Raw genomic sequence first — 25177 nt, 5'->3', positions numbered from 1 at the left:
ATCTTGGAGATGATCTCGAGATTGCGGTTGGCCTGGTACGGGATGTGCCTCAGGTCATGGTGGAAGCGGGCAACATCAGCGCGGGTGACCTCCAGCACCTTGTGCCGTCCCAGCACTGGAAGGATGAAGCGACGCAGGTTGCGTCGATACTCTCGCGCCGTGCTCTCCTTCAGGTGCACCGCAATGTGCTCGGCATCGAACCGAGCGGCCAGCTCCTGCACGTGAGTGCCTCGCGGCGTTCCTTACGCTTTCCGGCCGGATCGCCGCCTGCTCTGACCTCCGCAAGCGCCTCGATCGCCATGCCGCGAGCCCGGTCGGCCGTGAGCACGCCGTGCGGCCCGAGTGTGATCCTTCGAGAGCGACAACCGACACGGTACTGTACAAGATAGCTCCTTCGGCCCGATGGGGATACACGCACACCGAAGCCTGGCAGATCGCCATCCCACAGCATGTACTCGCCCACTCGAACCTCAGCTGCTTCGACCGTTCGCTTGGTGAGCCTCGCCAATTGTTCCTCCTGCTTCCATGCATCCGATCTGCTGCCGCTCCGGAAGCTTGGCGGAAGCAAGCGGGAAGGAATGGAAGCGAAACCGCGAGAAGCACTGACGCTCGGCTAGGGCTGGACAGTCAAGCTAAGTCGCTGGGAACGCGAGGAAGAACGAGCTGGAGCGTAGAAAAGGGTAGCGCGCTCAACAGCACTCATAACCTGAAGGTCGTAGGTTCGAATCCTACCCCCGCAACCAACAGAAGCCCGCAAGTGGAAACACTTAGCGGGCCTTCGTTGTTGGCCAATCTAAGCCTGCAGCGGCAATGTAAGCACTACTCAAGCAGGCGGGCGAGTGGGCTACGTGAATACGCGTAGAGGAGCGAATGGCCGGGTTGCGCTCATCGCAGTCATCCGAGCGGCGCCGCAAGGGCCCGTAAGCGGACCCTCGTTAAGCTAAGCAGCTGATCTCCGCTTTCTACCCGAAGCAGAGATCCGTGGCCCGCAGATCGCGGCCGCAAACCTTCGCATGCGTGCTGGCAAGCTGTGGCAACACCTTAGGAGAAGACCTGCTGCAGATCACCCATGCTTCCGCCTTCTTTGGCATCGCGCAGGTCGACGTACATGGACGGCGCGAGCGTGCCCCAGAGAGCGCTGAACAGAGTCCCCGTTATGATGTTGGTGACCACGAAGCTGGCCGTTAGCGACGGGCCCTGTTCAGCGCCGAAGACGGCCGCTGCGCCCAGGAACAATCCGGCTACCGCATTCAGGAGAAAATAGCCTATCAGCAGGATCAGCAGCACAGCCAGCACCCGCCAGCGGTTGCCTTTGGTAAGCGCCCGGCTCCGGCCGAAGGCAGTGCCGATGCCAACCCGTTCGTCGACCATGACCGGCACCGCCACCGCCCACATGCACATCAGAATGACGGCCGGCACCAGCAAGAAGAAGGCCGCGAAGATAATGCCGAGCGCCCACAGGATTACCAGCCCGACCAGCGGCAGGGCGACCGGCAGCGCGGCGCTCAGGCACTCGCCGAGGCTGGCCTTGCGCCCCTCGCTCTCTGCCACTGTTGCCCGGGTCAGCGAACCCTGCACAAGGGCCGTCAGGATGAGGGTGACGACGTAGCTTAGCAGAAAGATCGCGCCGACGCCGATCGCGTATCCGGGTGTACGCTCCGCGAAGTCGGTCTGTGCAGTGGATTGCATCAACCAAGTCATGAGGAGTCCCGGTAGCGCTCCCAGCAGCAGCGCCAGCCCCAGGGTCGCTACCGGATTGTGCGCGATAGTTGCGAACGCCCGCGCGTACACGCGGCCCACCGACACTGCTTCGTCGCCGAGCGATGCCCCGATTGTTGCCATTCCCTGTTAACTCCCTGTTCCAATCCCATTGCTGCTCCAGCGCCTTTCGGCTGTCCAGCCCTCTGGTGCCTTGCACGTCACGAGCGGTCGGTTATTGCTTGGGCGTAATCTAAGGGGAGGGGGACATTTCGGGGGGCAGCACCGCGACCGCGGAGGGCGGCACCGGATCGTTCGATGCGGCCTATCGTGCCCTCCGAGCGGATCCCTCGATCCAGTTCGACCTGCAGCGCGCACCCTCGCCGCCGGAGCCGCCGGCATGGCTGGAGGCACTCGGGCGCTTCCTGGAACAGATCTTCTCCCCAGTGGCCCGCTTTTTCGGCTGGCTGCTGAGCCTCCTCCCCGAAGGTCCTTTTGCCCGTGCGCTTCTGTGGGGCGTTATCGCGCTGGCCGCGGCGGTCCTGTGCTGGGCGGTGTATCGGCGGCTGACCACCGGCGGGTGGCGGCTGTGGATCCGGCGTCCGGCGCTCGCAACCGAACCCATCGACGAGTGGCGCCCCGACGCCGCGCCCGTGCGCGCCTGGCTGGACGAGGCCGATGCGCTGGCCCGGCAGGGCAGGTTCGCCGAGGCTATCCATAGCCTGCTTCTCCGCTCTGTCGACGACATCGCTGCCCGCCGGCCGCAGCTTGCCAAGCCTTCGCTGACCGGCCGGGAACTCGCCTCCTCCGAGCTCCTGCCCCCTTCGGCACGGGGGCTGTTCGCCGGGATCGCCCGACTGGTGGAGCGCAGCTTGTTCGGCGGCCGTCCCGTACATGAGGGGGATTGGCTCGAGGCCCGCCAGGCGTACAGCCAGTTCGCGCTGGCGGGCGCCTGGCGACTATGAGCGAGCTTGCGATCGGCCGCGAGGCGACCCGCCGTGCGGGCCCGTTCGACGCCAAGGTTATGCTGCTGCTGGTGGCCGCGGGGGCGGTGGCGTTCGTGGCCGCCCTGCTGCTCGCCGCCTACGCCCCCGACCTGCAATCGGGCCGCAACGGCGGATCGCACGCCCTCTCAAAGGGAGCGACGGGGTTCAGCGGGCTGGTGCGCCTTACCGAAGCAACCAACCGAAATCCCGCAGTGATCCGCAGCGAAGACATGCTGGTCAGCGAGGATCTGGCGGTGATCACGCCGGACAGCGGCCGCGCCGACCTCAGCAAGATCGTCTCGGCTCGCGGCGGCAGGACCACCTTGTTCATCCTTCCAAAATGGAAAACCGAGCCCGATCGGGACCGCACGGGCTGGGTCCGGGCCCGCGGGCTCCTGCCTCCCGCCGATCCCGGGGCCACGCTGGCGCCCGGCTGGCCGCTGGAGGTCAGGCGGCACAAGGGGCAGGGCCGACCGCTGCGCGCGGCCAACTCCGTCGGGGCCGCCGTGACCTCGGCCGGGGACTTCCGGGAACCGGGCATCGTGCAGACGATCAGCGGAAAGAGGCTACAGCCGCTGGTGACGGACGCGGACGGCCGCGTCGTCCTCGGCGTTCTCAAAGGCCGGGCGATGTACATCCTGGCCGAGCCCGACCTCCTCAACAATCGCGGCATGAAGGACCGTGGGGGGGCCGCCGCCGCGCTCCGGCTGCTCGACGACCTCAATAGCACCGGCGCCGACGGTATCCTGTTCGACGTGACCGCCAATGGCCTCGGCCGCTCGCGCAGTCCTCTGAAGCTAGCGTTCGATCCGCCGTTCCTGGCAGTCACCTTGACCCTGTTCGCCGCCACCCTGCTGGCCGGCTGGCAGGCGCTGGTCCGCTTCGGTGCTCCGCGGCGGGCCGAGCGCGCCATCGCCTTCGGCAAGGCGGCGCTGGTCGATAACAGCGCGGCCCTGGTTCGCCGCGCGGGACGCGAGGTGCAACTCGGCGGGCGCTATGCGGAGGTCGTCCGCCAGCGCGCCGCGGCGCTGTTTCGCTTGAAGGCCGGGATGGCGCCGGACGAGCAGGATCGGGAGCTGGACCGGCTCCGCCCCGATCGCCCCTTTTCGCCGCTGGCAAATGCAATGGAACAGTCCCGCAGCCGTGCCGAGCTGATCGCCAACGCCCGCGCCCTGCACCGTTGGATCAAGGAGGTTGATGCGTGACGATCGAAGAAGTTCAAGCACTTGGGGCGGCGATCAGGGCGGAGGTCGCCAAGGCGGTCGTCGGGCAGGAGCTGACCGTCGAGCTCATGCTGGTGGCCTTGTTCGCGCGCGGGCACGTGTTGCTGGAGGGTCTGCCGGGCACCGCCAAGACGCTGCTTGCGCAAAGCTTCGCCCGCGCCATCGGGCTGGAGTTCGGGCGCATCCAGTTCACGCCCGACCTCATGCCGGCGGACGTCATCGGCGCCAATCTGTTCAATTTCCAAACGTCTAGCTTTACCCTGACCCGCGGGCCGATCTTCACCGAAGTGCTGCTTGCCGACGAAATCAACCGCACCCCACCCAAGACTCAGGCCGCGCTGCTGGAAGCGATGCAGGAACGCCAGGTGACGATCGACGGCACGACCCACGACCTCGGCGAGCATTTCACGGTTGTCGCGACCCAGAACCCGATCGAGCAACAAGGCGTTTATCCGCTCCCCGAAGCGCAGCTCGACCGCTTCCTGTTCAAGCAGGCGGTCGATTACCCGTCGGCCGATGAGGAGCGGCGGATCATCGCCACCCACGGTGCCAGGCGCCAGGCGATGGAGCCGGCGGCCTGGGGTGTGGAGCGTTGCGCGGACGCCGGCCGTATCGCCGCGGCCCTGGCGACGGTAGAAGCCGTCAGGCTGGTCGACGAGGTCGTGGACTATATCGCCGCCCTCATCCGCGGCACGCGCCAACTGCCCGACCTCCAGTCCGGGGCCAGTCCCCGGGCCGGCTCCATGCTCGCCGGCGCCGCCCGTGCCCGCGCCGCGCTGGATGGCCGCGACTTCGTTGTTCCGGACGACGTGAAGCGGCTCGCGCCCGCCCTGCTTCGCCACCGTGTGCTACTGTCGCCCTCGGCGGAGATCGCCGGTCAGCGGGTCGAGGACGTGGTCGCCTCTATCATCGAGACGATCGAGGCGCCGCGTTGATCTATCCTACCCGCCGGGCCGTGCTGGCCGCCGCCGCGGGGGCGCCGGTCGCCCTGACGGTGGCGGCGGTTGCGCCGGAGCGCTGGTTCCTGGCCACGGCCTGGCCGCTCCTGCTGTTGCTGCTGTGCCTGGTGGATTCCCTGCGCAGCCGCGGCCCGGCCCTTGCCGAAGCGAAGTTTCCCCCGTCTGCCTACGTCGGCGAAACCCGGGAAGCATCCGTCAGGATCGCCATCGCCAGTGCGCCCGCGCAAGCCGAGGTCGCGCTCGACGCCGATCCCCGGGTCGTCGTCAGTGGCGGCAGCGCGACGTTCTGGCTCCAGCTTCAGGACGGACGGGGCCGGGCCGGCATTCCGCTCGAGATGGTGCGCCGCGGTACTGCCAGCTTCGACCGGCTTACCCTGCGCTGGACCGGCCCGCTCGGCCTGCTGTGGCAGCAAGCCGAGGTGGAGCTTGGCGTCCGGTTCCCGATCCTCCCCGACCTTCGCCCGACCAGCAGCCACGGCATCCAGCTGTTCGAGCGGCATGCGTTTGAAGGGTTGCTTGCCCACCTGACCAGCGGCGAGGGGTCCGATTTCGATACCTTGGTCGAATATCGCACGGGCATGGACCGGCGGACGATCGACTGGAAGCATTCGGCACGCGACGGCAAGCTGGTGGCCAAACGCTACCATGGCGAGCGCAACAACCAGGTCGTGTTCGCGGTAGACTGCGGGCGCCAGATGTCCGAGCCGATCGCCGGCCTGCCCCGCGTCGACCGGGTGGTGGCCGCCATGCTGCTGACCGGCTGGTTGGCGCTCAAGCTGGGCGACCGGGTGGCCGTCCATGCCTTTGACTCGCGCCCGCGGCTGGCGAGCGGGCTGGTCTCCGGCAGCGGCGCTTTCGCCGAGCTTCAGCGCGCGGCGGCCGCGATCGATTATAGCGGCGAGGAGACCAACTACACCTTCGCGCTGACGACCCTCGCGGCCGGGCTCACCCGGCGCTCCATGATCATCCTCTACACCGAGTTCACCGACCCCGTCTCCGCCAGCTTCCTGGTCCTGGCGATGCGGCGGCTGGTGCGCACGCATCTGGTCTTGGTGGTGGTGCTCCGCGACGAGGAACTCGCGGCCATTGCCGAGCGCGAGCCCCGGACCGCCGACGACGTGACCCGCACGGTTACCGCCGCCGCGCTGCTGAAGGAACGGCGGGTCGTGGTGACGAGCCTTCAGCACCTCGGCGTCCATGTCGTCGAAAGCGAACATGACCGCGTAAGCGAGCGCCTCGCCCATGCCTATCTCGATCTCAAGCGAAGGGACCTGCTGTGAATGCCTCCGCGACCGGCATCGGCCCCAGCGTCAACGCGACCCGCTTTCGCGCGGAGCATGCCGCCGACTGGGAGCGGCTGGGTGCGCTGGTCGCGCGCATGGAGAAGGGATCGCTGCGCTCGCTCGGCGACGATGACCTGCTCGATTTGCCACGGCTGTACCGCACCACCCTGTCGTCGCTGTCGTTGGCCCGCGACACCTCGCTCGACCGGGCGTTGGTCGCTTACCTCGAGCAGCTGTGCACCCGCGCTTACTTCCAAGTCTACGGCGTGCAGTCGTCAGCCACGCGTCAGTTAGCGGAGTTCTTCACGGGCGGCTGGCCGCGGGCGGTTCGCGACCTTTGGCGCGAGACATTGTTCTGCGCCGCGCTGATTGCCGGTGCCGCGGTTGCCGCCTTTCTGCTGATCCGCAGCGATCCCACCTGGTTCTATAGCGTAATCCCGCCGGGCCTGGCAGGCGGCCGCGATCCGTCGGCTTCGGCCGAGATGTTGCGCGGCACCCTTTACGAACGTGGGGAAGGAGGCCTCATGGTCTTCGCCACCTTTCTGTTCACCCATAATTCGCAGATCGCGATCTTCGCCTTCGCTCTGGGCTTCGCCTTCGCCATCCCGACCGTGCTGCTGATCATGTACAACGGGCTGATGCTCGGCGCCTTGTTCGCCGTCTTCGCTGCGCGGGGCCTAGGCTACAACCTGACCGGCTGGCTCATGATCCACGGCACGACCGAACTGCTCGCCATCGCCATTGCCGGCGCGGCAGGGATCAGGATCGGCCTGGCCATCGCCTTCCCCGGCGAATTGTCGCGGATGGACTCGGCGGTGAGGGCGGGCCGCATCGCGGCCACGGCCATGCTGGGAACCGTGCTGATGCTGCTGGCGGCCGGCCTGCTGGAAGGAGTCGGCCGGCAGACGATCACCGACGACGTGCTGCGCATGCTGATCGGCGGAGCGATGCTCGCCGGGTGGATCGTCTATTTCTACCTTTGGCCTGCCTTCCACGGGCGCAATGCGCGCTAAGGGCCGCTCCCTCCAGCGCGCCTTCGTGACCCCCGAAGGCGTCGATCTCCGGCTCACCCTGGCCGCTGCCGGCACCAGGGCCGGCGCCTTCCTGCTGGACGGGTTGCTGATGCTCGTCATCCTGGTCGGGGCGACGGTCGCGTTCGTGTACCTGGCGGTGGAGCGCACCGGCGAGCTGTTGACGATCCTTTGGCTGGTCGGCTTCTTTCTGCTGCGCAACTTCTGGTTCGTGCTGTTCGAGATGGGCAGCCGCGGGGCCACCCCTGGCAAGCGCGTCATGGGCATTCGGGTGGTCGCCCGTGACGGGGCCCGGCTGACGGGCGCGGCGGTGGTGGCGCGCAACGCCATGCGCGAAATCGAGGTGTTTCTTCCGCTCTCTTTCCTGGGCGCCCGCGCGGCGGAAGGTGCGGCCGACAGCTTCCTGACCCTCTTTTCCTTCGGCTGGGCGGCGATCTTCCTGTTCTTCCCCTTGTTCAACCGCGACCGGTTGCGGGTCGGCGATCTGGTCGCCGGGACCTGGGTGGTGCAGCTCGCCAAGGCGCCGCTCGCCTTCGACCTCGTCGGGAGCGGGCATACTCACCGCCGCACCTTCCCGGAGGAAGCACTTCGGGCCTACGGCATCTACGAACTGCAGATGCTCGAACAGGTGCTGCGCAACGAGGAGCCTGCCGCGCTTTCAACGGTGGCGCACACCATCCGCGGCAAGTTCAACATGGTGGATGACCGCGATGACTATGGGTTTCTGGCCGACTTCTACGCAACCCTATGTTCCCGGCTCGAGCACTCGATGTTACTGGGACGCCGCCGCGAGAGTAAACATGACAGCTCGTGAGCGCGCGAAATCGCCAGCAGGGAACGTCTGCTCCATCGATTTTACGGCATCCAGGCTGAAGGTCCGAAGATCGGCTCACTGATCTCGATAAAGCCGCGCTTACGTCTCGGCTGGTGCGCGGTCACAAACGAAGCTGGTGCCAGACTGAAAAGCAGCTCCGCTTCCGCCGGCTTGGTTCCTCTGGGCCGCCAGCTCGAGCAGCAGGCCGCTTAATCGTCCAAGGGCGGCATGGCCTCGGCGAACCATGCCGCTCTCCTAGCGTTCAGGCCGCATGCTGGTCGTTGAAGACGTCGCGCTGACCTACCCGGATGGCACGGAGGCGCTGCGGAGCATCGACCTCCGACTGGGCCGCGGGATCTTCGGCCTCCTCGGTCCGAACGGCGCCGGCAAATCCAGCCTAATGCAACTCCTCGCCACCCTGCACCGGCCGAGCCGCGGAACCATGCGCTTCGACGGCATCGACCTGCTGGCCCGGCCGCAGCAGCTGCGCCGGCAGCTCGGTTATCTGCCGCAGGACTTCGGCGTCTACCCGAACGCTTCTGCCGTCGACCTGCTTGACCAACTGGCGGTGCTCAAGGGCATCGCAGGCCGTGCCGAGCGGCGCTCCGAGGTCGAGCGGTTGCTTACCCTGGTCAACCTGTCGGATGTTCGAAGCCGAGCCGTCGCGAACTTCTCCGGTGGCATGCGGCAGCGCTTCGGCGTGGCTCAGGCCCTGATCGGGCGGCCACGGCTGATCATCGTCGACGAGCCTACGGCAGGGCTCGATCCGGAAGAACGCAACCGCTTGTACGACGTGCTGGCGGAGGTCGCGGAAGATGCGGTGGTGATCGTCTCCACGCACATCATCGAGGATGTGGCCAGCCTGTGCGACCGGCTGGGGGTGCTCGCAAGCGGCGGGCTGCTGTTCACCGGCACGCCGGAAGAGCTTGTCGCCCCGCTCAGAGCACGGCTGTGGACCACGGAGCTGGAACCCCAAAACGGGCTGCTGCTGTCGTCGCGGCTCGTCGGGCGGCGCCGGCACTATCGGGTGTTGGCCGACACTCCGCCGGCGAGCGCGACGCGCGTGGAGCCCACGCTGGAGGACGGCTATCTGGCGTTGCTCAAGGCCGACCGTCCATGCTGACGGCGCGGCTCGCTGTTCAGGAGCTCCGGCAACAGCTGCGCGGTCCCGTCTTCCGTATCGTTGCCGCCGTGTCGCTGCTGATGGTGATGGGGGCCGCCGTCATCGACGCGCTCCGGATCGATGCCGTCAGCAACCTTGGCAGCGGCCCGCAGCTGGTCGTCCGGGTGCACTTGGTCTGGACGCTCTTCTACCTGTTCACGGCGGCGGCCTTCGTCGGCGAGGCGGTGACCAGGGACATCCAGACCGGCTTCGCCCCGCTCGTTCGGGCGACGCCGGTGCCGCGGCCCGCCTACCTGCTGGCCCGCTTCGCCGGCGCCTGCGCGGCGGTGCTCTTATGTTTCCTGACCGTCCCTGTCGGCGTGCTCGCCGCACGGCTGTTGCCCGGCGCAAATCCGGACTGGGTAGCTCCCGTCCTGCCGTCGACCTATGCGCTGGCGCTGCTGGCACTGGCCGTGCCGAACCTGCTGCTCGCCTGCGCGCTGTTCCTGGCGCTGGCCACCGCCACCCGGTCGATGAGCGGCTGCCTGGTCGGAGCAGTGGCGCTGCTCAGCCTCTACGGACTGCGTTCCGGAGAGGGCGGCGTCGCAGCCCTGTTTGAGCCGTTCGGCTTCGTCGCTGCGGAGGCCGTGCAGGCAGGCAACTCAGCCGCGCTGATCGCCAATCGAGCGCTATGGTTGGGGATCGCGCTGCTGCTGGTGCTGGTCGCGGTCTGGCTGGATGCCCGGACGCCCTATGGCATCGCGCAGGGCAAGGCGAGCAGCCCACTCCCAAGCACTGCGACTCGCGCCCCGGCATCGACGTTGACGGATGTCCAGCAGCGCGACGCCGCGGGAGCCCGGCCATTGCAACTGCTGGTCCGCACCCGCCATCATGTCACGGAGATCCTGACCGCGCCCACTTTCCGGATCCTGCTGCTGCTTGGGCTTGCCAGTTGCCTGGTAAATTTGTGGCCAGCCGTGCAGCAGCAAGCGTCGGTGAACGACCTGCTGGTCACTCTGATCCGCTCCTTCGCGCTCGTGCCTGTAGTCGTCGTGCTGTTCTTCGCCGGCGAGGTCCAATGGAGCGACCGCGCGCACCGCATCGACCGGATCGTCGAGGCGACGCCGGTGCCGCGAGCCATCCTGCTGCTTGCGCAGGTGCTGGCGCTCGGTGCCGTCCTGCTGGTGCTGGCATTTGTAACCAGCCTGGCGGTTCCGACACTTCTGCTTGGCGCCGGCCGCGATGCCGGGCTCGGGAAGCTCCTCGGCGCCTATGTCCTTCCGAAGACGTATGACTGGCTGTTGCTCGCCATACTCGCCTGGTTCCTGCAGGTGTTGAGCCCAAGCAAGTTCGCCGGCTGGGGATACTTCGTGCTGTTCCTCATTGGCACCCTAGCCTTGGATCAGGCAGGCCTGACGAACCCTGCATTCCATTACGGTCGCTATCCGGGATGGCCACTGCCTCCAGCGCTGACCGGTGACGATCGGGCCGCCAGCTACCGCGCCGCCTGGGGATTGATCGCCTTGTTCATGCTGGCCTTGGCCGTGACGCGAAGAAGAATGCAGCGGTAATCGTGCGGGCGACTGCTTGACCCGCCACAGCGCGGAGCTAAGGGGCCGCGACAGAGCCGTTGAATGACGCCCGTTCGCGCGCCGCAGCGTGATCCCTCCAAGCAACCATAAAACAGGAACGATGCCGCATGGCTGACGATCTCCACCTTCATCTGGCCTCTGCGGAGCCGACCGAGTCGGAACTTCATTATCCTCGGCCCGGATTGCGCCGCGAGCGCTGGACCGACCTGTGCGGCACGTGGGAGTTCGGGTTCGACGACGCTAACGTCGGCATATGCGAAAGGTGGTTCGCGCCATTGCCGCCAGCCGGCGTGTTCGATCGGCAGATCATGGTACCTTTCCCGCCGGAGAGTCGCGCCAGCGGGGTGCACGAAACTGGCTTTCACCCGGTGGTCTGGTATCGCCGTGCCTTCACCGTCCAAGATGCCGACCGCTCCGGGCGGCTGGTGCTCCATTTCGGTGCCGTGGACTACCGGGCACAAGTTTGGGTCAACGGCAGCATGGTCGCGAGCCATGAGGGAGGGCACACGCCCTTCTCGGCGGAGATTGCATCCGTTCTCGTTGACGGCCCGGAGCAGGTCGTGGTGGTCCGGGCGGAGGACCAGCCGACCGATCTTCGCCAACCGCGCGGAAAGCAGTTCTGGCGCGAGGAGCTGCGCTACATCTGGTACCATCGCACAACGGGCATCTGGCAGCCCGTGTGGCTCGAGCCGGTGCCGATCACGGCGATCGAAGAGATCCGCTGGACGCCCAATCTCGATCACTTCGGCGTGGAGATGGTCGTCCGCCTCAACCGCGACGCGCCCGAAGGCGCGCGCCTGCAGGTGCGCATGATCGGTACCGAGGAGCAGATCCTGGCCGACGACACGCTGGCGGTGGCGCGGGACGAACTTCGCCGACTCGTGCTGTTCAACCGCGACCGCCAGATGGGCGCGGGAAGACTGCTTTATTGGTCCCCGACAACCCCCAATCTGATCGACGTTGAGCTCACCCTGTTGGCCGCCGACGGAACGATTTTGGACCGGGTGGACAGCTACTTCGGTCTGCGGTCCGTGGAAGTGCGCGACCGGCGGGTCCATCTGAATGGCGTGCCGATCTTCATGCGTTTGGTGCTGGCGCAGAACTATTGGCCCGACACGCTGCTGGCCGCTCCGTCCGCCGAAGCGCTGCGCGAAGAGGTGCTGCTGGCCAAGTCGATGGGGTTCAACGGCGTTCGCATCCACCAGAAGATCGAGGATCCCCGCTTCCTCTATTGGTGCGACCGGCTGGGGATGATGGTGTGGGGCGAAGCGGCCAACGCCTACGTCTACGACGACCAGGCGGCGGAGCGCTTAGCGCACGAATGGCTTCAGGCGGTGCGTCGGGACTACAACCACCCGAGCTTGGTCGCTTGGGTGCCGCTGAACGAAAGCTGGGGCGTTCCCAACCTTGACCGGGCGCCCGAGCAGCGCAATTTCGTCAAGGCCCTGTACCACATGACCAAGGCGCTGGATCCGACCCGCCCGGTCATCGGCAACGACGGCTGGCAGCATGCGATCGGCGACCTGTTCGGCGTTCACGATTATGCGTCGGACCACAAGGTGCTGCGCGAACGCTACGGAAGTCGGGCAGCGCTCGAATATACGTTCCGCGAGGTCAGGCCCGACCATTATCCGCTGCTCAGCGGTGGCCATGGCATCGGCGACGAGGCCGTGGTGCTCAGCGAGTTCGGCGGGTTGTCGTTCAAGCCCGGGGCCGGGGCCAACTGGTTCGCCTACGGCAAGTATGAGAACGCCGAGGATTTGCTGACCCGCTACCGCGAGCTCGTCGAAGCCCTGCTAGACTCGGAGGTCCTTGCCGGCTTCTGCTACACCCAGCTGACCGATACGGAGCAGGAAACCAACGGGCTGCTGACCGCCGAGCGCGAGCCCAAGCTGGACCCGGACGTCCTGCGCGACATCAACACCCGGCCGGCAAAGGCGGTGCCGAGCGAGATCATGGCGACCGTGATGAAGAACGAGATCGAGCGCCGCCGGCGGGAGTCCCAAGGCGAGCTGGAGCGGGGCAGCTGACTTACAATACCCGCTGAGGATCATCCGCCTCCCGTTGCGGATGACTAACGAACGTCTACGGTGGTTCGATTGTCGACCTGAGTGGAAGTTCTATGAGCGGCAGATCAGACAGGAGGGTGCCGGCACCGCGCCGCGTCCTCGGCTTCTGGATGTGCCTTGCACTCGTCATGGGCAACATGATCGGCTCGGGAGTCTTCCTGCTCCCCGCGAGCCTTGCGCCGTTCGGCTGGAACGCGGTCGCGGGCTGGATCGTGACGATCGCTGGGGCGCTGGTGCTGGCCTACCTGCTCGTCAGGCTCACCCGCGCCCTGCCGGCTGAGCCGGATGCGGTAGGGCTGGTCCGCCGAAGCCTGGGTCCGACCCCCGGTTTCATGATCGGCTGGAGCTACTGGGTCTCGGTGTGGACCGCGAACGTCACGCTTGCGGTCGCCTGCGTCAGCAACTTCAGTGTCTTGGCTCCCGGTTTCTCGACCGTCCCGTTCGCGCCGGCAATGGCGGCGCTCGCACTGATCTGGGCCCTAACCTTGGTGAGCCTCAAGGGCGCACAGGCCGCGGGCGGGCTGCAGGTGGCCACGCTGCTCCTCAAGCTCATCCCGCTGGTGGTCGTATCAGTGATCATCGCGCTGGTTCTCGCGCGATCGGGAGTCGCGGAAGTCGCGCCCTTTCCGGACGGCGGGCTCACGCTCGGCGCCGTCGGGGCAAGCGCGACCCTGACCTTATGGGCCCTGCTCGGCTTCGAATCGGCGAGCATTGTCGGCGGCAAGGTCGACAACCCCGAAAAGACCATAGCGCGGGCAACGATGGTCGGGACCGCGGCGACCGGCCTCGTCTACCTGATCGTATGTTCGGGGATCGCGCTGATGCTCCCGGTGGCGATCGCTTCGGCGTCCGACGCGCCGTTTGCGACCTTTGTCGAACGCTACTGGGCACGCGAGCCTGCGCTGCTGGTCGCCGCCTTCGCGGGCATCGCCGCGTTGGGCGCGCTCAACGGTTTTATCCTGCTCCAGGGAGAGGTGCCACTCGCCATGGTGCATGCCGGAACGTTGCCGCGCTGGTTCGGCAAGATCAACGGGAAGGATGCCCCCACCCGTGCGCTGATCCTGTCCAGCCTGCTCGCCTCCGTCCTGTTGCTTGCGAACTCCAGCCGATCGATGGGTAGTTTGTTCACCTTGATGGCCTTGCTGTCCACGTCGGCGACCCTGTGGCTGTATCTCGCGATCGCCATTGCGGCAGCGAAGCACCGGATCGCACTCCCGCTGGCGCTCATTGGCATCGCTTACGCCCTCTGGACCATGTGGGGCGCGGGCATCCAGGTCAGCCTGCTGAGCCTGGCACTGATGGTGAGCGGCCTGCCCCTTTACTTCCTGGCCCGCCGGTCAGCCGCGGCGGAGCAGGCGTCCCACCAGCGAGCGATCGGCTAGGATCTCGCGCGCCGCATTGTGGCCCGGGGCGCCGGTGACCCCGCCGCCCGGATGCGCGCCGGCCCCGCACATGTACAGGCCTTTCAGCGGACCGCGATAGGCGCCGTTGCCGAGCACTGGCCGGGCGGACCAGAGCTGATCCAGCGTCATGTTGCCGTGCATGATATCGCCGCCCGCCAGCCCGAACTTGCGCTCGAGATCAAGCGGCGAAAGGATCATCCGCCCGAGCAGCGAGGCCTTGAACCCCGGAGCATAGCCTTCCACCGTATCGATGATCGTGTCGGCCGCGGCTTCGCGGTGGCGGTCCCAGTCCAGCTGCGGGTCGAACTGCTGGCAGAACAGGCTCGCCACATGCTGCCCTGCCGGCGCGAGGCTGCTGTCCACCGTCGAGGGGATGAGCAGCTCGACAATCGGCTTCCGCGACCAGCCATGCCGCTTCGCGTCGGTGAACGCCTCGTCCATGTAATCGAGCGTGGGCGCGATGATGATGCCGGACTGAAGGTGCTCGCCAGGCTCGGGCAGCGCGGTGAAGCGTGGAAGCTCGGACAAGGCGACGTTCATGCGGAAGGTCCCGGACCCGGCCTTGAACGCCTTGACCCTCCGGCGGAACTCCGGCGACAGATCGGCGGGGTCCATCATCCGTTCGTAGAGGATCTTCGGACCGACGTTCGCGATCACCGCATCCGCGTGGATCTCCTTGCCACCTTCGAGCCTCACCCCCGCGGCCTTGCTGCCGTCCACCAACACCCGGGCGACCGGCGCTCCGAGGCTGATCTCCACGCCGGCCTCCCGACAGACGGTGGCCATGGCCTGCGTGATCGCGCCCATGCCGCCGACGCTGTGACCCCAGGCACCGCGCTTGCCGTTCACCTCGCCGAAGACATGGTGGAGCAGCACGTAAGCGCTGCCGGGTGTGTCGGGGCTCGCGTAATTGCCCACCACGGCGTCGAAGCCGAACGCCGCCTTCACTGCCTCGCTCTCGAACCAGCTGTCGAGGAAAGTCCGGGCGCTCTTCACGAACAGGTCGAGCACGTCGCGCTGCTGGTCTAGCGGCATCTTGGCCAGTCGCCGGCCCTGGCGGGCACCGTCGATCAGGGTCTTGAAGCCGTCGCCGATGTTTGGCGGCGTCTGCAGCGCAAGGTCGCGCAGCACATCCGCGACATTCTCCAGCGCCTCGTAATAGGCGGGCAGCGTCTCCGCATCGGCGTTCGAGAACTTGGCGAACTCGGCCTGGGTCCGCTCGACCCCACCACCCAGCTGAAGGTAGCTGCCGTCTTCCTGCGGCAGGAAGTTGGAGATGGGCCGTTCGATCACCCGGTAGCCATGATCCACCAGCTTCATGTCGCGGATGACCTTGGGCTGGAGCAGGCTGACCGTGTAGCTCGCCACCGAGTTGCGGAAGCCGGGATGGAACTCCTCTGTGACCGCCGCGCCGCCGACCACCTCGCGCCGCTCGACCATGCGAACCTTCAGGCCCGCCCGCGCGAGATAAAAGGCGCACACTAGGCCGTTGTGGCCCGCGCCGATGATGACGGCGTCATACCGCACGGTCATCGGGCGCGGCTCACGGCGGCACGGCTGCTCCAGCCGGGCTCAGGCGGCTGGTGGAGGCGGGCCTCGGGAATGAGGCTGCGCATCCTGCGGCAGAAGCTGCGCAGGCAGACCTCCTCCTCGCTGAGCGGCCCGACTGTGAAGCTGCGCGATTGCATGCCCGCCTGAACCCGTGCGATCAGCGTCGAGTCCTCGGCATTGACCTGCCGGTTGATCCGCCAATTCAGATAGCGTGCGGCCTTCATCTCACGCCGGTCGTCCGGCAGGACGTAGCTGATCTCGCGGACCAGCGTCTCAGTCGGGGAGACCGGCAGGAACTGCATGAAGTCGACCTGGTCGGGGTAGATGTCGAACGCGACGTTCGGCCACAGCTTGAAGTAGAGCCACAGCCGCTGAGCATCCTCTGGCAGGTGCGGCACGGCCGGCAGCAGCTTCTGGTACATCCGCTCCGAAAGGTTGGCCGACGGACGTTCGATCAGCGCTCCCCACATACGATCGACGTTCTCTTCCGCTTCGATGCCGTACCCCCGGCCGAACAGGCGCGTGAGGCCCGGATGCGCGATCGGGATGTGCAGGCCGTCCGAGTAATTGTCGGCGACATTCTTCCAGTTCACCCGCCGGGGACGGAGCGTCACGCGGCCCAGCGCCCGCAGCTCCTCGAACCGGTAAGGCGCGATCCGCTGTTCGTAGGGCGCCATCATCTCCGCCACCGAAGGGCCTCCGGGCACCAGCCGAACGAACACGAACCCGCGCCATATCTCCATCTCGACCGGGGCAAGCCCATGCTCGCTCATGTCCAGCGCGCCGTAGCCGTCCTTCCCGGGAACGCCGGCCAGCGTTCCATCGAGATTGTAGCTCCAAGCGTGATAGGGGCAGACGAGCTTCCTGGCGCAGCCCGAGCTGCCGTCGACGATGCGGGAGCCGCGGTGCCGGCAGACGTTGGTGAAGGCGCGCACGACCTCATCCTTGCCGCGCACGACGATGATGCTCTCGCCCAGGAACTCAAGTGTATGCCAAGCGCCCGGTAAAGCGATGTCGCTGAGGTGGCAGACGACCTGCCAGCTCGGCCGCATGACCCGCTCGGTCTCGACTCGAAAGAACTCCGGGTCCCGGTATACCCAGGCAGGAAGGCTCCAGCCGTCGTCGGGATCAAGGTCGGACCTGGCTGCGGCGAGTTGCGGACGGCTCATTTGTACAGTCGTACAATAGGACGGGAAGGCGAGCAATGCGGGCGAGGGAAGCTGCGGACGTCAGGCGGCAGTCGTTGATCGATGCGGCTGCTGCGACCCTTGCCGAGCATGGCGTTGCCGGTACCTCGGTTCGCTCGATCTGCGCGCGGGCAGGCGTGTCGCCGGGCTTGCTGACCCACTACTTCGCCGGGGTGAGCGCCCTCATCGCCGAGACCTACCGGGTGACCGCAGAGCGCGTTGCGGCAACGCTGGAGACCGCGGTGGAGCAGGCTGGATCAGATCCGCGCGCCCGGGCGGCTGCGTTCCTGACGGCCAGCTTCCGGCCGCCCATCGCCGAACCCGCGCTGTTCGCAACCTGGTTGGCCTTCTGGAGCGCGGTCAAGGCCGATCCGGCGATCGCTGCCATCCACCGGCAGACCTACCAGAATTACCGTGGGCAGCTGGAGCAATTGCTTCGCAGCTGCGGCATCTCGCCGGTCGAGGCCGGCGCTGCTGCCCTAGCACTCAGCGCGCTGGTAGACGGTTTGTGGCTGGAACTTTCGCTGGATCCCGGACCCGTCTCGCACGACGGAGCCAGCGACATAGTTGTGCGCTGGCTGGACGTGACCCTCGAGCGACGGGAGGCTACTTCGCCAGCTCCACTATGATGGAGCGGTAGTGGGCCAGCGCCGGCGCAATCTGCGCAACCGGGATGCGTTCGTTAAGCCCATGGGCAAAGCTGTCTTCCGCCTTCTGGAACAAGCCCGACACGCCATAGACAGGGACGTTGGCGGCGCGGAAGATGGCCCCGTCGGTCGCGCCTGCCGACATGCTGGGCGTGACCTTTAGGCCCGGGTAGCGCTGCTTCACGGCCTTTTGCACGGCCTGCATTACATCGGGCCGGAGTGGAGACGCACCGCTGGCGACGGCATCGTTGAGCACGGTGATCTTGGCGCTTGGGTCGCCGCTTACGCGGCTCAGCTCCTGCCGGACCGTCTCAATCGCTACTCCCGGGAAGATGCGGCAATTCACGTTGGCGGTTGCGCGTTGCGGCAAGGCGTTCTCGGCGTGCCCGCCATTGATGGTGGTTGCGACGCAGGTGGTGCGGATCTGGCCGACGAACTCGGGCTTGGACGCGATGATTTCGGCCGCGGCAACATCCTTCGGGTTGGCCGCATAACGCTGCATCGCAGCCCCCAGCTCGCCGCCGACCTTCCGCGCTGTATCCCTGAGTGAAGCTTTGGTCAGTTCATTGGCCATCGGCGCGAACCGGTGCCGGGCCAGGCGGTCGAGCACGGTGGACAAGCGGTGGATGGGATTGCCAGGGGTCGGCGTGCTCGAGTGCCCGCCGGCGTCGGTCGCTTCGATTTGGAAATCCGCATAGGTCTTCTCGCCCGCCTGAAGACCGTAGAAGATCGGCCGACCCTTGGCGTCGAGCAGCCCGCCGCCGCCGTCGCCGTTCAGGACCAGCTCGACGCCCTTGAGCTGGTCGGCGAGAACGCGCGTCGATTCCCAGCTCGTTTCCTCTGAGCCGGACAAGGCGAAGACGATGTCGCGGCGCGGCTTGAATCCCTCGCGCTTGAGCTGCGCCACCGTCGCAAGCATCATTGCGATGTCGAACTTGTTGTCCTCTGCGCCGCGGCCATAGATGAAGCCGTTCTCCTCGATGGCGGTGAATGGGTCGCGTTCCCAGTCCTTCGGATCCGCCTCGACGACGTCCATGTGGCCGAGCAGCACGAGTGGCTTCGCCGACGTGGTTCCCCGGTACCGCGCGGTCAGCACCGCGGTTTCGCCGACCGGCGTGATCTTGATGTCGCCCGCCGGAAGACCGGCATCCCGGAGCACCGAGGCGAGCCAGGCGGCATAGCGCGGAACCTGGCCCTGCCCCTTGACCGTCTTGAACGCGATCGAGCGCTTCAGGATGTCCTTGGCTTCAGCCGAGTTATCCGCGGCCGCCGCCGGGACACTCAGCGAGGCAAGCGCGCCCACCAGCAAGCTTGTCGTCCAACGGCCCCAGCGCATCTTCAAACCTTTCCGCAAGTTGGTCCCCGCTTCGGCCGCCCCCGTCAGAAGCGGGTGCCGACGCGAAAGCCGATCGTCCGCGGCCGGCCCGGGAACACTCGCGTCTGCGTGCAGATGCTGCAGGCGACAAAGCGCGCTAGCTCGTTGCGCTCGTCAAACAGATTGGTGACGAACAACTCCGCAGTATAGTCGCGCCAGCCATAGCCCAGGAAGGCGTCAACCAGGGTCGAGGCGCCGATGCGCCCGAGATAGTCGTTGGGGTTGACCCCGTCTCCGGTCCGGTCCTGGCGGATGTCGGCGCTGGCCGAGCCCTTGTAGGTGACGGCGCCCTGCACATGCGCCCGGCCCATTGCAAAGGGCCACGAATAGCGGGCGGTTGCGGACGCCTTGAACTTGGGCGTGATCGGCAGCCGCGTGCCCGATGGCGTCACCACGTATGACTGCGAGCAGTCCTCATCGTCCAGGATGCTTTGGCAGATGTTGCCTTTGGTCTTGGCGTCGTTGAACGCGGCAGCCGCGTTGAGCGTCAGCCCGCCCGCGACATAGCCGACATCCGTTTCCACGCCGCGGATCCTGGCGTCGCGGCCGTTCTGGATAACGGTGAGGCTGTTCTCGCCGAGGAAGCTGAACTGGAACTTCTTCCAGGTCTGGCGATAGAAGGCGCCGTTCCACCGGAACGGGCCGAAGTTTGTTTTCCAGCCAAGCTCATAATTGGTGAGGTAGTCGGGATCGTAGGCCGGTGCGCTCGGCTGCCGGTTGATGCCGCCCGGCCGGAAGCCGCGCGACCAGGTCGCATAGAACATCAGGTCGTCGGTCGGCTTGTACTGGGCGTTGAGGCGGTGGGTGAAGCCGTTCCCCTTGCTTCGTCTGGGCACCGCCTTGCCGTCCACGACGTTGCCGACGTTGGTACAGGGCGTCCCGTCCACACCCCCGCTTGCCAGCGGGGAGTCTTCGTCGTCGCGCAGTTCCAGCCCGTTAACCGTCAGGCAGCGCCTCACGCCCGAGCTGCCGCCCGCAGCGTTCGGCGGCACCAGCCCGGTGTCTTCATCGAAGTTCGGATTGCGCCCGAAACCGGCGAAGCCGAACAGGCTGTTGTCGTACTTGAACAAGCGTCCGCCCGCGGTCAGCGTCACCTGCGGCGTCACGTCGACGCTGGCCTCGCCGAACAGCGCGTAGTCTTTGTCCTTCCGCTCCTGCAGGGTCAGCCACAGCGTGCCCGGATAGCCGTTGACCGACAGGTCCGGCGCCAGGTCATCGATCAGGTAGTTCTGGTAGATGTCATTGGTCTGGCGCTGGTAGAAGGCGCCGACCAGCATCCGGAAGGGCCAGTCCTGCGGAGTGGCGATCCGCACCTCATGGCTTATCTTCCTGAAGTTGTCGGTCGCTTCGATGTACTGGCGCGGGTCGATCGTGTTGCCGGCCGCGTCCTGGTAGTAGAAGTAGTTGGCGAGCCCGCCGACGCTCTCGTAGTAAGAATCATATGCGTCCGAATAGTCGGTGTAGTCGGTTATCGAGAAGGTCGGACGGCGCATGTAGGCCCCGGCGTAGGTCAGGTCGAAGTTCGAGATCTTGCCTTCGATCGTTAGCGCCACCTGCGTGAACTTGTCGCGTCGGACCTCGTCGCGGAACCGGTCGATGTTGAGGTCTCCCAGTTCCGGGTCGAAGGCGTAGAAGCCATCGCTCTTGGAGTTCTGGTGCATGATCGTCGGGGTGACGGTCCAGTTCTCGTCGAGATCGACCTTGAGCGCCGCGCGGCCGCCGTAGACGCGCGTGTCGTTGAAGTTGTTCTCGACGAAGACGTCATTGGTAACGGTAATGCCGTTGCGCACGCAGCCATTGACCTCGCCATTGGCATCGAAGGTCGGATCCCCACAATAGGTGCGGCTGCCGGCAACGCCATCGATGAAGCCGCCCTCGCGGCGGAAGAAGCCGACCGTTCTCAGCGCGATGTTGTCGGCGATCGGCAGATTGAACATACCCTCCAGGCTGCCGCCGAAGCCGCCATGCGCCACCTTGTTTAGTTCGGCATCGACGCGCCCGCTGGTAACGCCCAGTTCGGGCTTGTTGGTGATGATGCGGATGGTGCCGGCCTGGCTCGACGCGCCGTATAGCGTGCCCTGCGGTCCCGCGAGGCTTTCGATCCGCGCGATATCGTAGATGTGGACGTCGAGATTGCCGCCGATGGTCGTGACCGGCTGCTCGTCCAGGTAGGTGCCGACCGACGGCAGCGAGCCGGAATGATTGCCGTCGCCGCCGGTTGCGACGCCGCGCATGTAGACGACAGTGCCTCCGCCCTGCGAAGCCTGAAAGCTGACGGACGGCAGCTGCTTGGTATAATCCTCGAAGCTGGAGATGTTCAGCTGGTCGAGCCGCCGCGTGCCGATCGCTTGGATGCTGACGGGCACGTCCTGCAGGTTCTCCTCGCGTTTCTGTGCGGTGACGACGATCTCCGTGGCGTCCTCGATCTGCCCGTCGTTCGCGGTCTGCTCCTGTGGAGTTTCGCCGGTCACGTTGGTCGCGTTGGTTACCGGAGCCGGCGAGTCGCCCGTGCTCGTCTGGGCAAGTGCCGGAGTGCCGATCGCCGTTGAGGCCAGCAATCCAAAGGTCAGCGCGTGGATCGTCCTGCCAGTCACCCGATGCCCCCATTCGCTATGTTGGATCATTGCGACAGAGCTTCGGTTGATTGTCAACGCATGCCCCATGGCCCTGCGCGCGAATGTTACGTTAACGTTGCAACAATGACGCGGGCGCTTCCGGATAGGCGTCCAGCACCGGACCCAGTGCGGCGCGCAACGGCCCGAGATGCTCGGCGTAGAGCTGCCATTCATCTTTGGCGCCCTGGTATATCGGTTGCCGCACCTGCTCGGAGCTAGCGGTCCTGACTGCACGTTCGGTCTGGTGGAAGCGGAGGCAGGCGGGATCGAATGGGAGGCCGCAGTAAGCCAGCAGGTCGCTAACTTCCGCCTCCGTGTCCTCGACCATCCGTTCGTAGATCACCCGGTGGACACGGCCCGGCAGCAGCTGGTCGACATGCGCCATCAGCCGCACGTAGTCGGAGTAGTAGCGGCCCAGATCGGCCAGATCGTAGGTGAACTCCTGACCCCGCGCGAAGTGCTGTCGGAAGTTGGACACGCAGCAGCCCAGCGGGTGGCGCCGGGCGTCGACGATCCTGGCGTTTGGGAGAACCAGCTGGACGAACGGGACGAACAGCCAGTTGTTGGGCAGCTTGTCGATGAAGAAGGGTCGGTCCGTCCGGCGTTGCACGGCCGTCCGCTTCAGGTACGTCTCGCCGGCCGCCTGCCGATCTTCGCTTGACATCCGTGCCGCGGAGCCAGGATAGGGCCCGATCTCGCGCGCGATGACCGGCATGTCGGGAAGCTCGGACGTGCCCTCGACCAGCGGGTGCGACGACAGGATCTGCTCCACCAGAGTGGACCCGGCCCGCGGCATGCCGACGATGAAGATCGGGTCTGCCGCTCCGCAGCCACCGGCACTCGACAGCAGCTCGGGGGTGAACAGCTCCAGGCAGCGGTCGACCGTGCGGGTCAGCTCCTCCCCCCGGAACGGCTGCCGTTCCCGCCGCAGCGCATTGCCCCGGGCATAGTGGCCGAACGCCGCGTCGGCGCGGCCGAGGTCGTGCATCGCCTTGCCCAAGGCGAAGTCAAGGTGGAACCGGTCCTCCCCGCTCAGATCGGAAGCGCCCAAGCTCGCGCGCATGGCCTCGATATCGGCTTCGTCGAAGCGGAGGGTCTTGAGGTTGGCAAGGCTCCACCAGGCCTCGCCCAGCGTCGGCTTCAATGATATGGCCCTGCGGTACGCGTCGACACCGTCCGCCTGCCGTCCGAGAGTCTTGAGCATATGACCGTAGCTCAGCCACACTCGAGGCTGCGCGGGCGCGCGTTCCAGCACGCCCTCGTAGATGCGGATCGCCTGGTCGAAGTCCCCCAGCCGGCCAAGGCTCGCCGCCTTTAGATTGAGGTGGCCGATCGCGTCCGGCTCAGCCTGCAGGACGGCGTCGAGCAGTTCCATGGCTTCGGCTGGACGCCCCATCCGGCTCAGTACCAAGGCAAGGTTCGCCCGTGCCGCAACGAAGCCGGGCGCGATCTCCGTTGCCCGCCGCAACAAAGCCTCGGCATCGCGCAACCGTCCGATCCGTCCGGCAAGCTCGGCAAGCATGCGGATGGCGCGCACATCGAAGGGATCGGCCTTGAGGTGCGGCTTCAACAATCGTTCGGCGACGTCCAGCCGGTCGTCATGCAGCGCTAGCGCTGCCTCGACCAGTCGCGGGTGCCAGCGGCTCGATCCGGGAAGCCTTGCGTCCACAACTAGAGAGATAGCGCCGATCCGCGACGAAGAACAAGCGGGCGCTCGCACCCGCCTAGGTTGTCCTAGGGATGACTGTCACCCATCAAACGCCAAGCCGCACATCCGGGGTTTGTCAGCTGCTCGAATGAAGCTGGGCGTGAGGCGGCAACCTCCCAGCTCTTAGCGTTGCTTGCGCTTCTCTCGCAGCGCTTAGGGGGAACGAAGGTCCGCTTACGGTACGGTGGTAGCTTCCGGAAACGACCGCTGGCGCGGCGCGCTGCGCAAACAGCGATCATAAGAAAGGTGGTTACCGAGCGCTACGAACGTCCGCTGACTCTCGACTAACTCAACAACGGCAAATCTGCAGCCCTCGACGAACAGCACAACTCGGAAGGGCTGATCGATGCGCTGCAATTCCCGTGTCTCTAGTAGGTACAAGGCCACCCTGCGTGCGGTCACTGCACTTGCGGCGGCGATCTGCCCAACTGTCGCTACGGCGCAGGCGACCACCGCTCCGGAAGGGGCCAAGCCGCTCTACGGGACGATCAACCCATTCTACCGCACGATCAACCCGTTCTGGGGACCATCAATCCCTCCATGCGCGGATCGCCATTGCCGCAGAGCACGCGCACTGTGGGGCGGGGAACCTGAACCCCAGGCTTGTATGCCCCTTTCGTCAAAGCCATTGAGCCTGGATGCGCATCGCTCTTTTCGAACCGGAAATTGCCGGAAACGTCGGTGCCGTCCTGCGGCTAGCCGCCTGTCTCGGGGTGGCCGTGGACCTGATCGAGCCGCTGGGATTCCGGTGGGATGATCGGAGAGTACGCCGGACCGCCATGGACTATATCGATCATGTCGCCGTTGCACGTCATCCCGATTTCACCGCGTTCAAAGATGGCACTGGTTCGCAAAGGCTGGTTCTGTTCACCACCAAGAGCCGTCAATCGGCGTACGACTTCAGCTTCATGGCTGACGATGTTCTTCTGTTCGGAAAAGAAAGCGCAGGCGTGCCGCTGGTCGTAGCGGACGCCTGCGATGCACGGGTCCGCCTTCCAATGCGGCCGCAAGTACGCTCCATGAATCTCGCTACATCCACGGCGCTCGCGTTGGGCGAAGCCTTGCGCCAGACTGCGTCCTTGCCGGCTTGAGGTGCAACACGGGCCCCTAAGCCTTTGCGCCAGCCTCCAAGACCCGCTCTGCCCAGGCGGCGATGTTGAGCGCAAGCGCGTCCTCACCGTAAGGGGTGACGATCTGGAGGCTGACCGGGAAACCGGCGACGCCACCGAACGGAATGGCAGCGACCGGCACGCCAGTCATGCTGAAGGGCGCCGTTAGAGCTAGTTGAGCCTCCCGATGCGGCAAAGACCCGCGCTGGAGCGTCACTTCCGTTTCACCCCTGCGCAGGGGCGGTGTGGGCGTTGTCGGCAGGAGCAGGGCGTGGACTTCTCCGGACGAGAAGGCTCTCCGGAGACCCTCGGTAACCCGGCTCCGCTGCGCCAAAGCCTCGGCATAGCGGGCTTGGGTTATAGCGGCGCCGCTTTGGAGCGCTCGCCGGACGGGCTCGGAGAAGCCCTGCGGCGTCGTACCGAGAGCTGCCCGATGCACCTGCCAGGCTTCGGCACGCACGATGGGCGTGTAGGCCGCAAGCGTAGGATCCATATCCGGAACAGCGATGGCGGAGATCTCGGCTCCGGCGGCGCTGAACTGTTGCAGCAGCTGCTCGAACGCAGATTTCATCGGATGCGAGAGGCGCCCGTTGAGATAGGCTGCCGGATAGCCGAGCCGCGGCTTCCCTATATGCCGGTATGGAAGCTCGCGTGCCGTAAGCACTTGGGTAAGCAGCCTTGCATCCTCGACGCTGCGGGCGATCGGTCCCGCATGGTCGCAGGTCGGAGAAAGGGGCAGGGCACCGTCGAGAGGGACGAGGCCATAGGTCGGCTTGAACCCGACCACCCCGCAATTAGCAGCGGGAACGCGGATCGACCCCCCCC

The 25177-nt window shown here is 66.2% G+C and carries 20 protein-coding genes and 1 pseudogene; 12 read left to right on the top strand and 9 right to left on the bottom strand.

The window, feature by feature from the left end:
* From QZX62_RS10660 to QZX62_RS10655, 3 genes and pseudogenes are all read right to left on the bottom strand, one after another.
* Nucleotides 1–221 (bottom strand): annotated as a pseudogene (locus tag QZX62_RS10660) (integrase); the annotation flags it as partial.
* The gene (locus QZX62_RS11895; protein WP_366926202.1) at nucleotides 170–508 is read right to left on the bottom strand and encodes an Arm DNA-binding domain-containing protein; all 339 of its coding nucleotides are present in this window, start codon (nucleotides 506–508) and stop codon (nucleotides 170–172) included. The gene QZX62_RS11895 and the pseudogene QZX62_RS10660, both read right to left, overlap by 52 nt.
* 533 nt (nucleotides 509–1041) lie before the next feature.
* Nucleotides 1042–1842: a hypothetical protein gene (locus QZX62_RS10655; RefSeq protein ID WP_294174336.1), complete on the bottom strand. Its 801-nt coding sequence runs from the start codon at nucleotides 1840–1842 to the stop codon at nucleotides 1042–1044.
* Nucleotides 1843–2144: 302 nt separating this feature from the next.
* Between QZX62_RS10655 and QZX62_RS10650 the strand changes: the two genes are divergently transcribed.
* The 10 genes from QZX62_RS10650 (at nucleotide 2145) to QZX62_RS10605 (ending at nucleotide 14139) form a co-directional block, all read left to right on the top strand.
* Complete coding sequence (locus QZX62_RS10650) at nucleotides 2145–2663, top strand: DUF4129 domain-containing protein (RefSeq protein WP_294174334.1); 519 nt, start codon at nucleotides 2145–2147, stop codon at nucleotides 2661–2663.
* Nucleotides 2660–3889 carry a hypothetical protein gene (locus QZX62_RS10645; RefSeq protein ID WP_294174333.1) on the top strand — a complete coding sequence of 410 codons (1230 nt, stop codon included), beginning with the start codon at nucleotides 2660–2662 and terminating at the stop codon, nucleotides 3887–3889. The genes QZX62_RS10650 and QZX62_RS10645 overlap by 4 nt, the downstream gene beginning before the upstream one ends.
* Nucleotides 3886–4842: a MoxR family ATPase gene (locus QZX62_RS10640; protein ID WP_294174332.1), complete on the top strand. Its 957-nt coding sequence runs from the start codon at nucleotides 3886–3888 to the stop codon at nucleotides 4840–4842. The genes QZX62_RS10645 and QZX62_RS10640 overlap by 4 nt, the downstream gene beginning before the upstream one ends.
* Nucleotides 4839–6146 carry a DUF58 domain-containing protein gene (locus QZX62_RS10635; RefSeq protein WP_294174329.1) on the top strand — a complete coding sequence of 436 codons (1308 nt, stop codon included), beginning with the start codon at nucleotides 4839–4841 and terminating at the stop codon, nucleotides 6144–6146. Before QZX62_RS10640 ends, QZX62_RS10635 begins: the two co-directional genes overlap by 4 nt.
* Nucleotides 6143–7162 (top strand): stage II sporulation protein M, encoded by a 1020-nt coding sequence (locus QZX62_RS10630; RefSeq protein ID WP_294174327.1) that lies wholly within the window; start codon nucleotides 6143–6145, stop codon nucleotides 7160–7162. The genes QZX62_RS10635 and QZX62_RS10630 overlap by 4 nt, the downstream gene beginning before the upstream one ends.
* Nucleotides 7152–7994 (top strand): RDD family protein, encoded by an 843-nt coding sequence (locus QZX62_RS10625; protein WP_294174325.1) that lies wholly within the window; start codon nucleotides 7152–7154, stop codon nucleotides 7992–7994. Before QZX62_RS10630 ends, QZX62_RS10625 begins: the two co-directional genes overlap by 11 nt.
* 271 nt (nucleotides 7995–8265) lie before the next feature.
* Nucleotides 8266–9117: an ABC transporter ATP-binding protein gene (locus tag QZX62_RS10620; RefSeq protein WP_294174323.1), complete on the top strand. Its 852-nt coding sequence runs from the start codon at nucleotides 8266–8268 to the stop codon at nucleotides 9115–9117.
* A complete protein-coding gene (locus QZX62_RS10615; RefSeq protein WP_294174321.1) occupies nucleotides 9111–10667 on the top strand; it encodes a hypothetical protein in 1557 nt (518 codons plus the stop codon). The genes QZX62_RS10620 and QZX62_RS10615 overlap by 7 nt, the downstream gene beginning before the upstream one ends.
* 128 nt (nucleotides 10668–10795) lie before the next feature.
* A complete protein-coding gene (locus tag QZX62_RS10610) occupies nucleotides 10796–12718 on the top strand; it encodes a glycoside hydrolase family 2 protein (protein WP_294174319.1) in 1923 nt (640 codons plus the stop codon).
* 149 nt (nucleotides 12719–12867) lie between these two features.
* Nucleotides 12868–14139: an amino acid permease gene (locus QZX62_RS10605; protein ID WP_294174316.1), complete on the top strand. Its 1272-nt coding sequence runs from the start codon at nucleotides 12868–12870 to the stop codon at nucleotides 14137–14139.
* Here the strand turns inward: QZX62_RS10605 and QZX62_RS10600 are convergent.
* Complete coding sequence (locus tag QZX62_RS10600; RefSeq protein ID WP_294174314.1) at nucleotides 14095–15693, bottom strand: NAD(P)/FAD-dependent oxidoreductase; 1599 nt, start codon at nucleotides 15691–15693, stop codon at nucleotides 14095–14097. The two genes, QZX62_RS10605 and QZX62_RS10600, sit on opposite strands and share 45 nt — an antisense overlap.
* A complete protein-coding gene (locus QZX62_RS10595; protein ID WP_294174313.1) occupies nucleotides 15690–16880 on the bottom strand; it encodes an aromatic ring-hydroxylating dioxygenase subunit alpha in 1191 nt (396 codons plus the stop codon). Before QZX62_RS10595 ends, QZX62_RS10600 begins: the two co-directional genes overlap by 4 nt.
* Before the next feature lie 35 nt (nucleotides 16881–16915).
* Between QZX62_RS10595 and betI the strand changes: the two genes are divergently transcribed.
* On the top strand, nucleotides 16916–17527 hold the full coding sequence (gene betI, locus QZX62_RS10590) for a transcriptional regulator BetI (RefSeq protein ID WP_294174310.1): 612 nt from the start codon (nucleotides 16916–16918) through the stop codon (nucleotides 17525–17527).
* Here betI and QZX62_RS10585 read toward each other — a convergent pair.
* The 3 genes from QZX62_RS10585 to QZX62_RS10575 all read right to left on the bottom strand — a co-directional run bounded on the left by QZX62_RS10585 (nucleotide 17505) and on the right by QZX62_RS10575 (nucleotide 23204).
* Nucleotides 17505–18881, bottom strand: a complete 1377-nt coding sequence (locus QZX62_RS10585; RefSeq protein WP_294174308.1) for a M20/M25/M40 family metallo-hydrolase — start codon at nucleotides 18879–18881, stop codon at nucleotides 17505–17507. The two genes, betI and QZX62_RS10585, sit on opposite strands and share 23 nt — an antisense overlap.
* A 44-nt stretch (nucleotides 18882–18925) precedes the next feature.
* Nucleotides 18926–21544, bottom strand: coding sequence for a TonB-dependent receptor (locus tag QZX62_RS10580; protein WP_294174307.1), 2619 nt, complete (start codon nucleotides 21542–21544; stop codon nucleotides 18926–18928).
* 61 nt (nucleotides 21545–21605) lie between these two features.
* Complete coding sequence (locus QZX62_RS10575; protein WP_294174305.1) at nucleotides 21606–23204, bottom strand: sulfotransferase; 1599 nt, start codon at nucleotides 23202–23204, stop codon at nucleotides 21606–21608.
* Nucleotides 23205–23881: 677 nt separating this feature from the next.
* On the opposite strand from QZX62_RS10575, the gene QZX62_RS10570 reads away from it, so the two are divergent.
* Nucleotides 23882–24334 carry a tRNA (cytidine(34)-2'-O)-methyltransferase gene (locus tag QZX62_RS10570; protein WP_294174303.1) on the top strand — a complete coding sequence of 151 codons (453 nt, stop codon included), beginning with the start codon at nucleotides 23882–23884 and terminating at the stop codon, nucleotides 24332–24334.
* A 16-nt stretch (nucleotides 24335–24350) separates the two neighbouring features.
* On the opposite strand, the gene QZX62_RS10565 is transcribed toward QZX62_RS10570, so the two are convergent.
* A partial coding sequence (locus QZX62_RS10565; RefSeq protein WP_294174302.1) for an amidase occupies nucleotides 24351–25177 on the bottom strand: 827 nt, incomplete at its 5' end.

It is taken from the genome of uncultured Sphingomonas sp. (assembly GCF_902806265.1).
GTDB lineage: Bacteria > Pseudomonadota > Alphaproteobacteria > Sphingomonadales > Sphingomonadaceae > Sphingomicrobium.
This window is presented reverse-complemented; position numbering and strand designations above follow the sequence as displayed.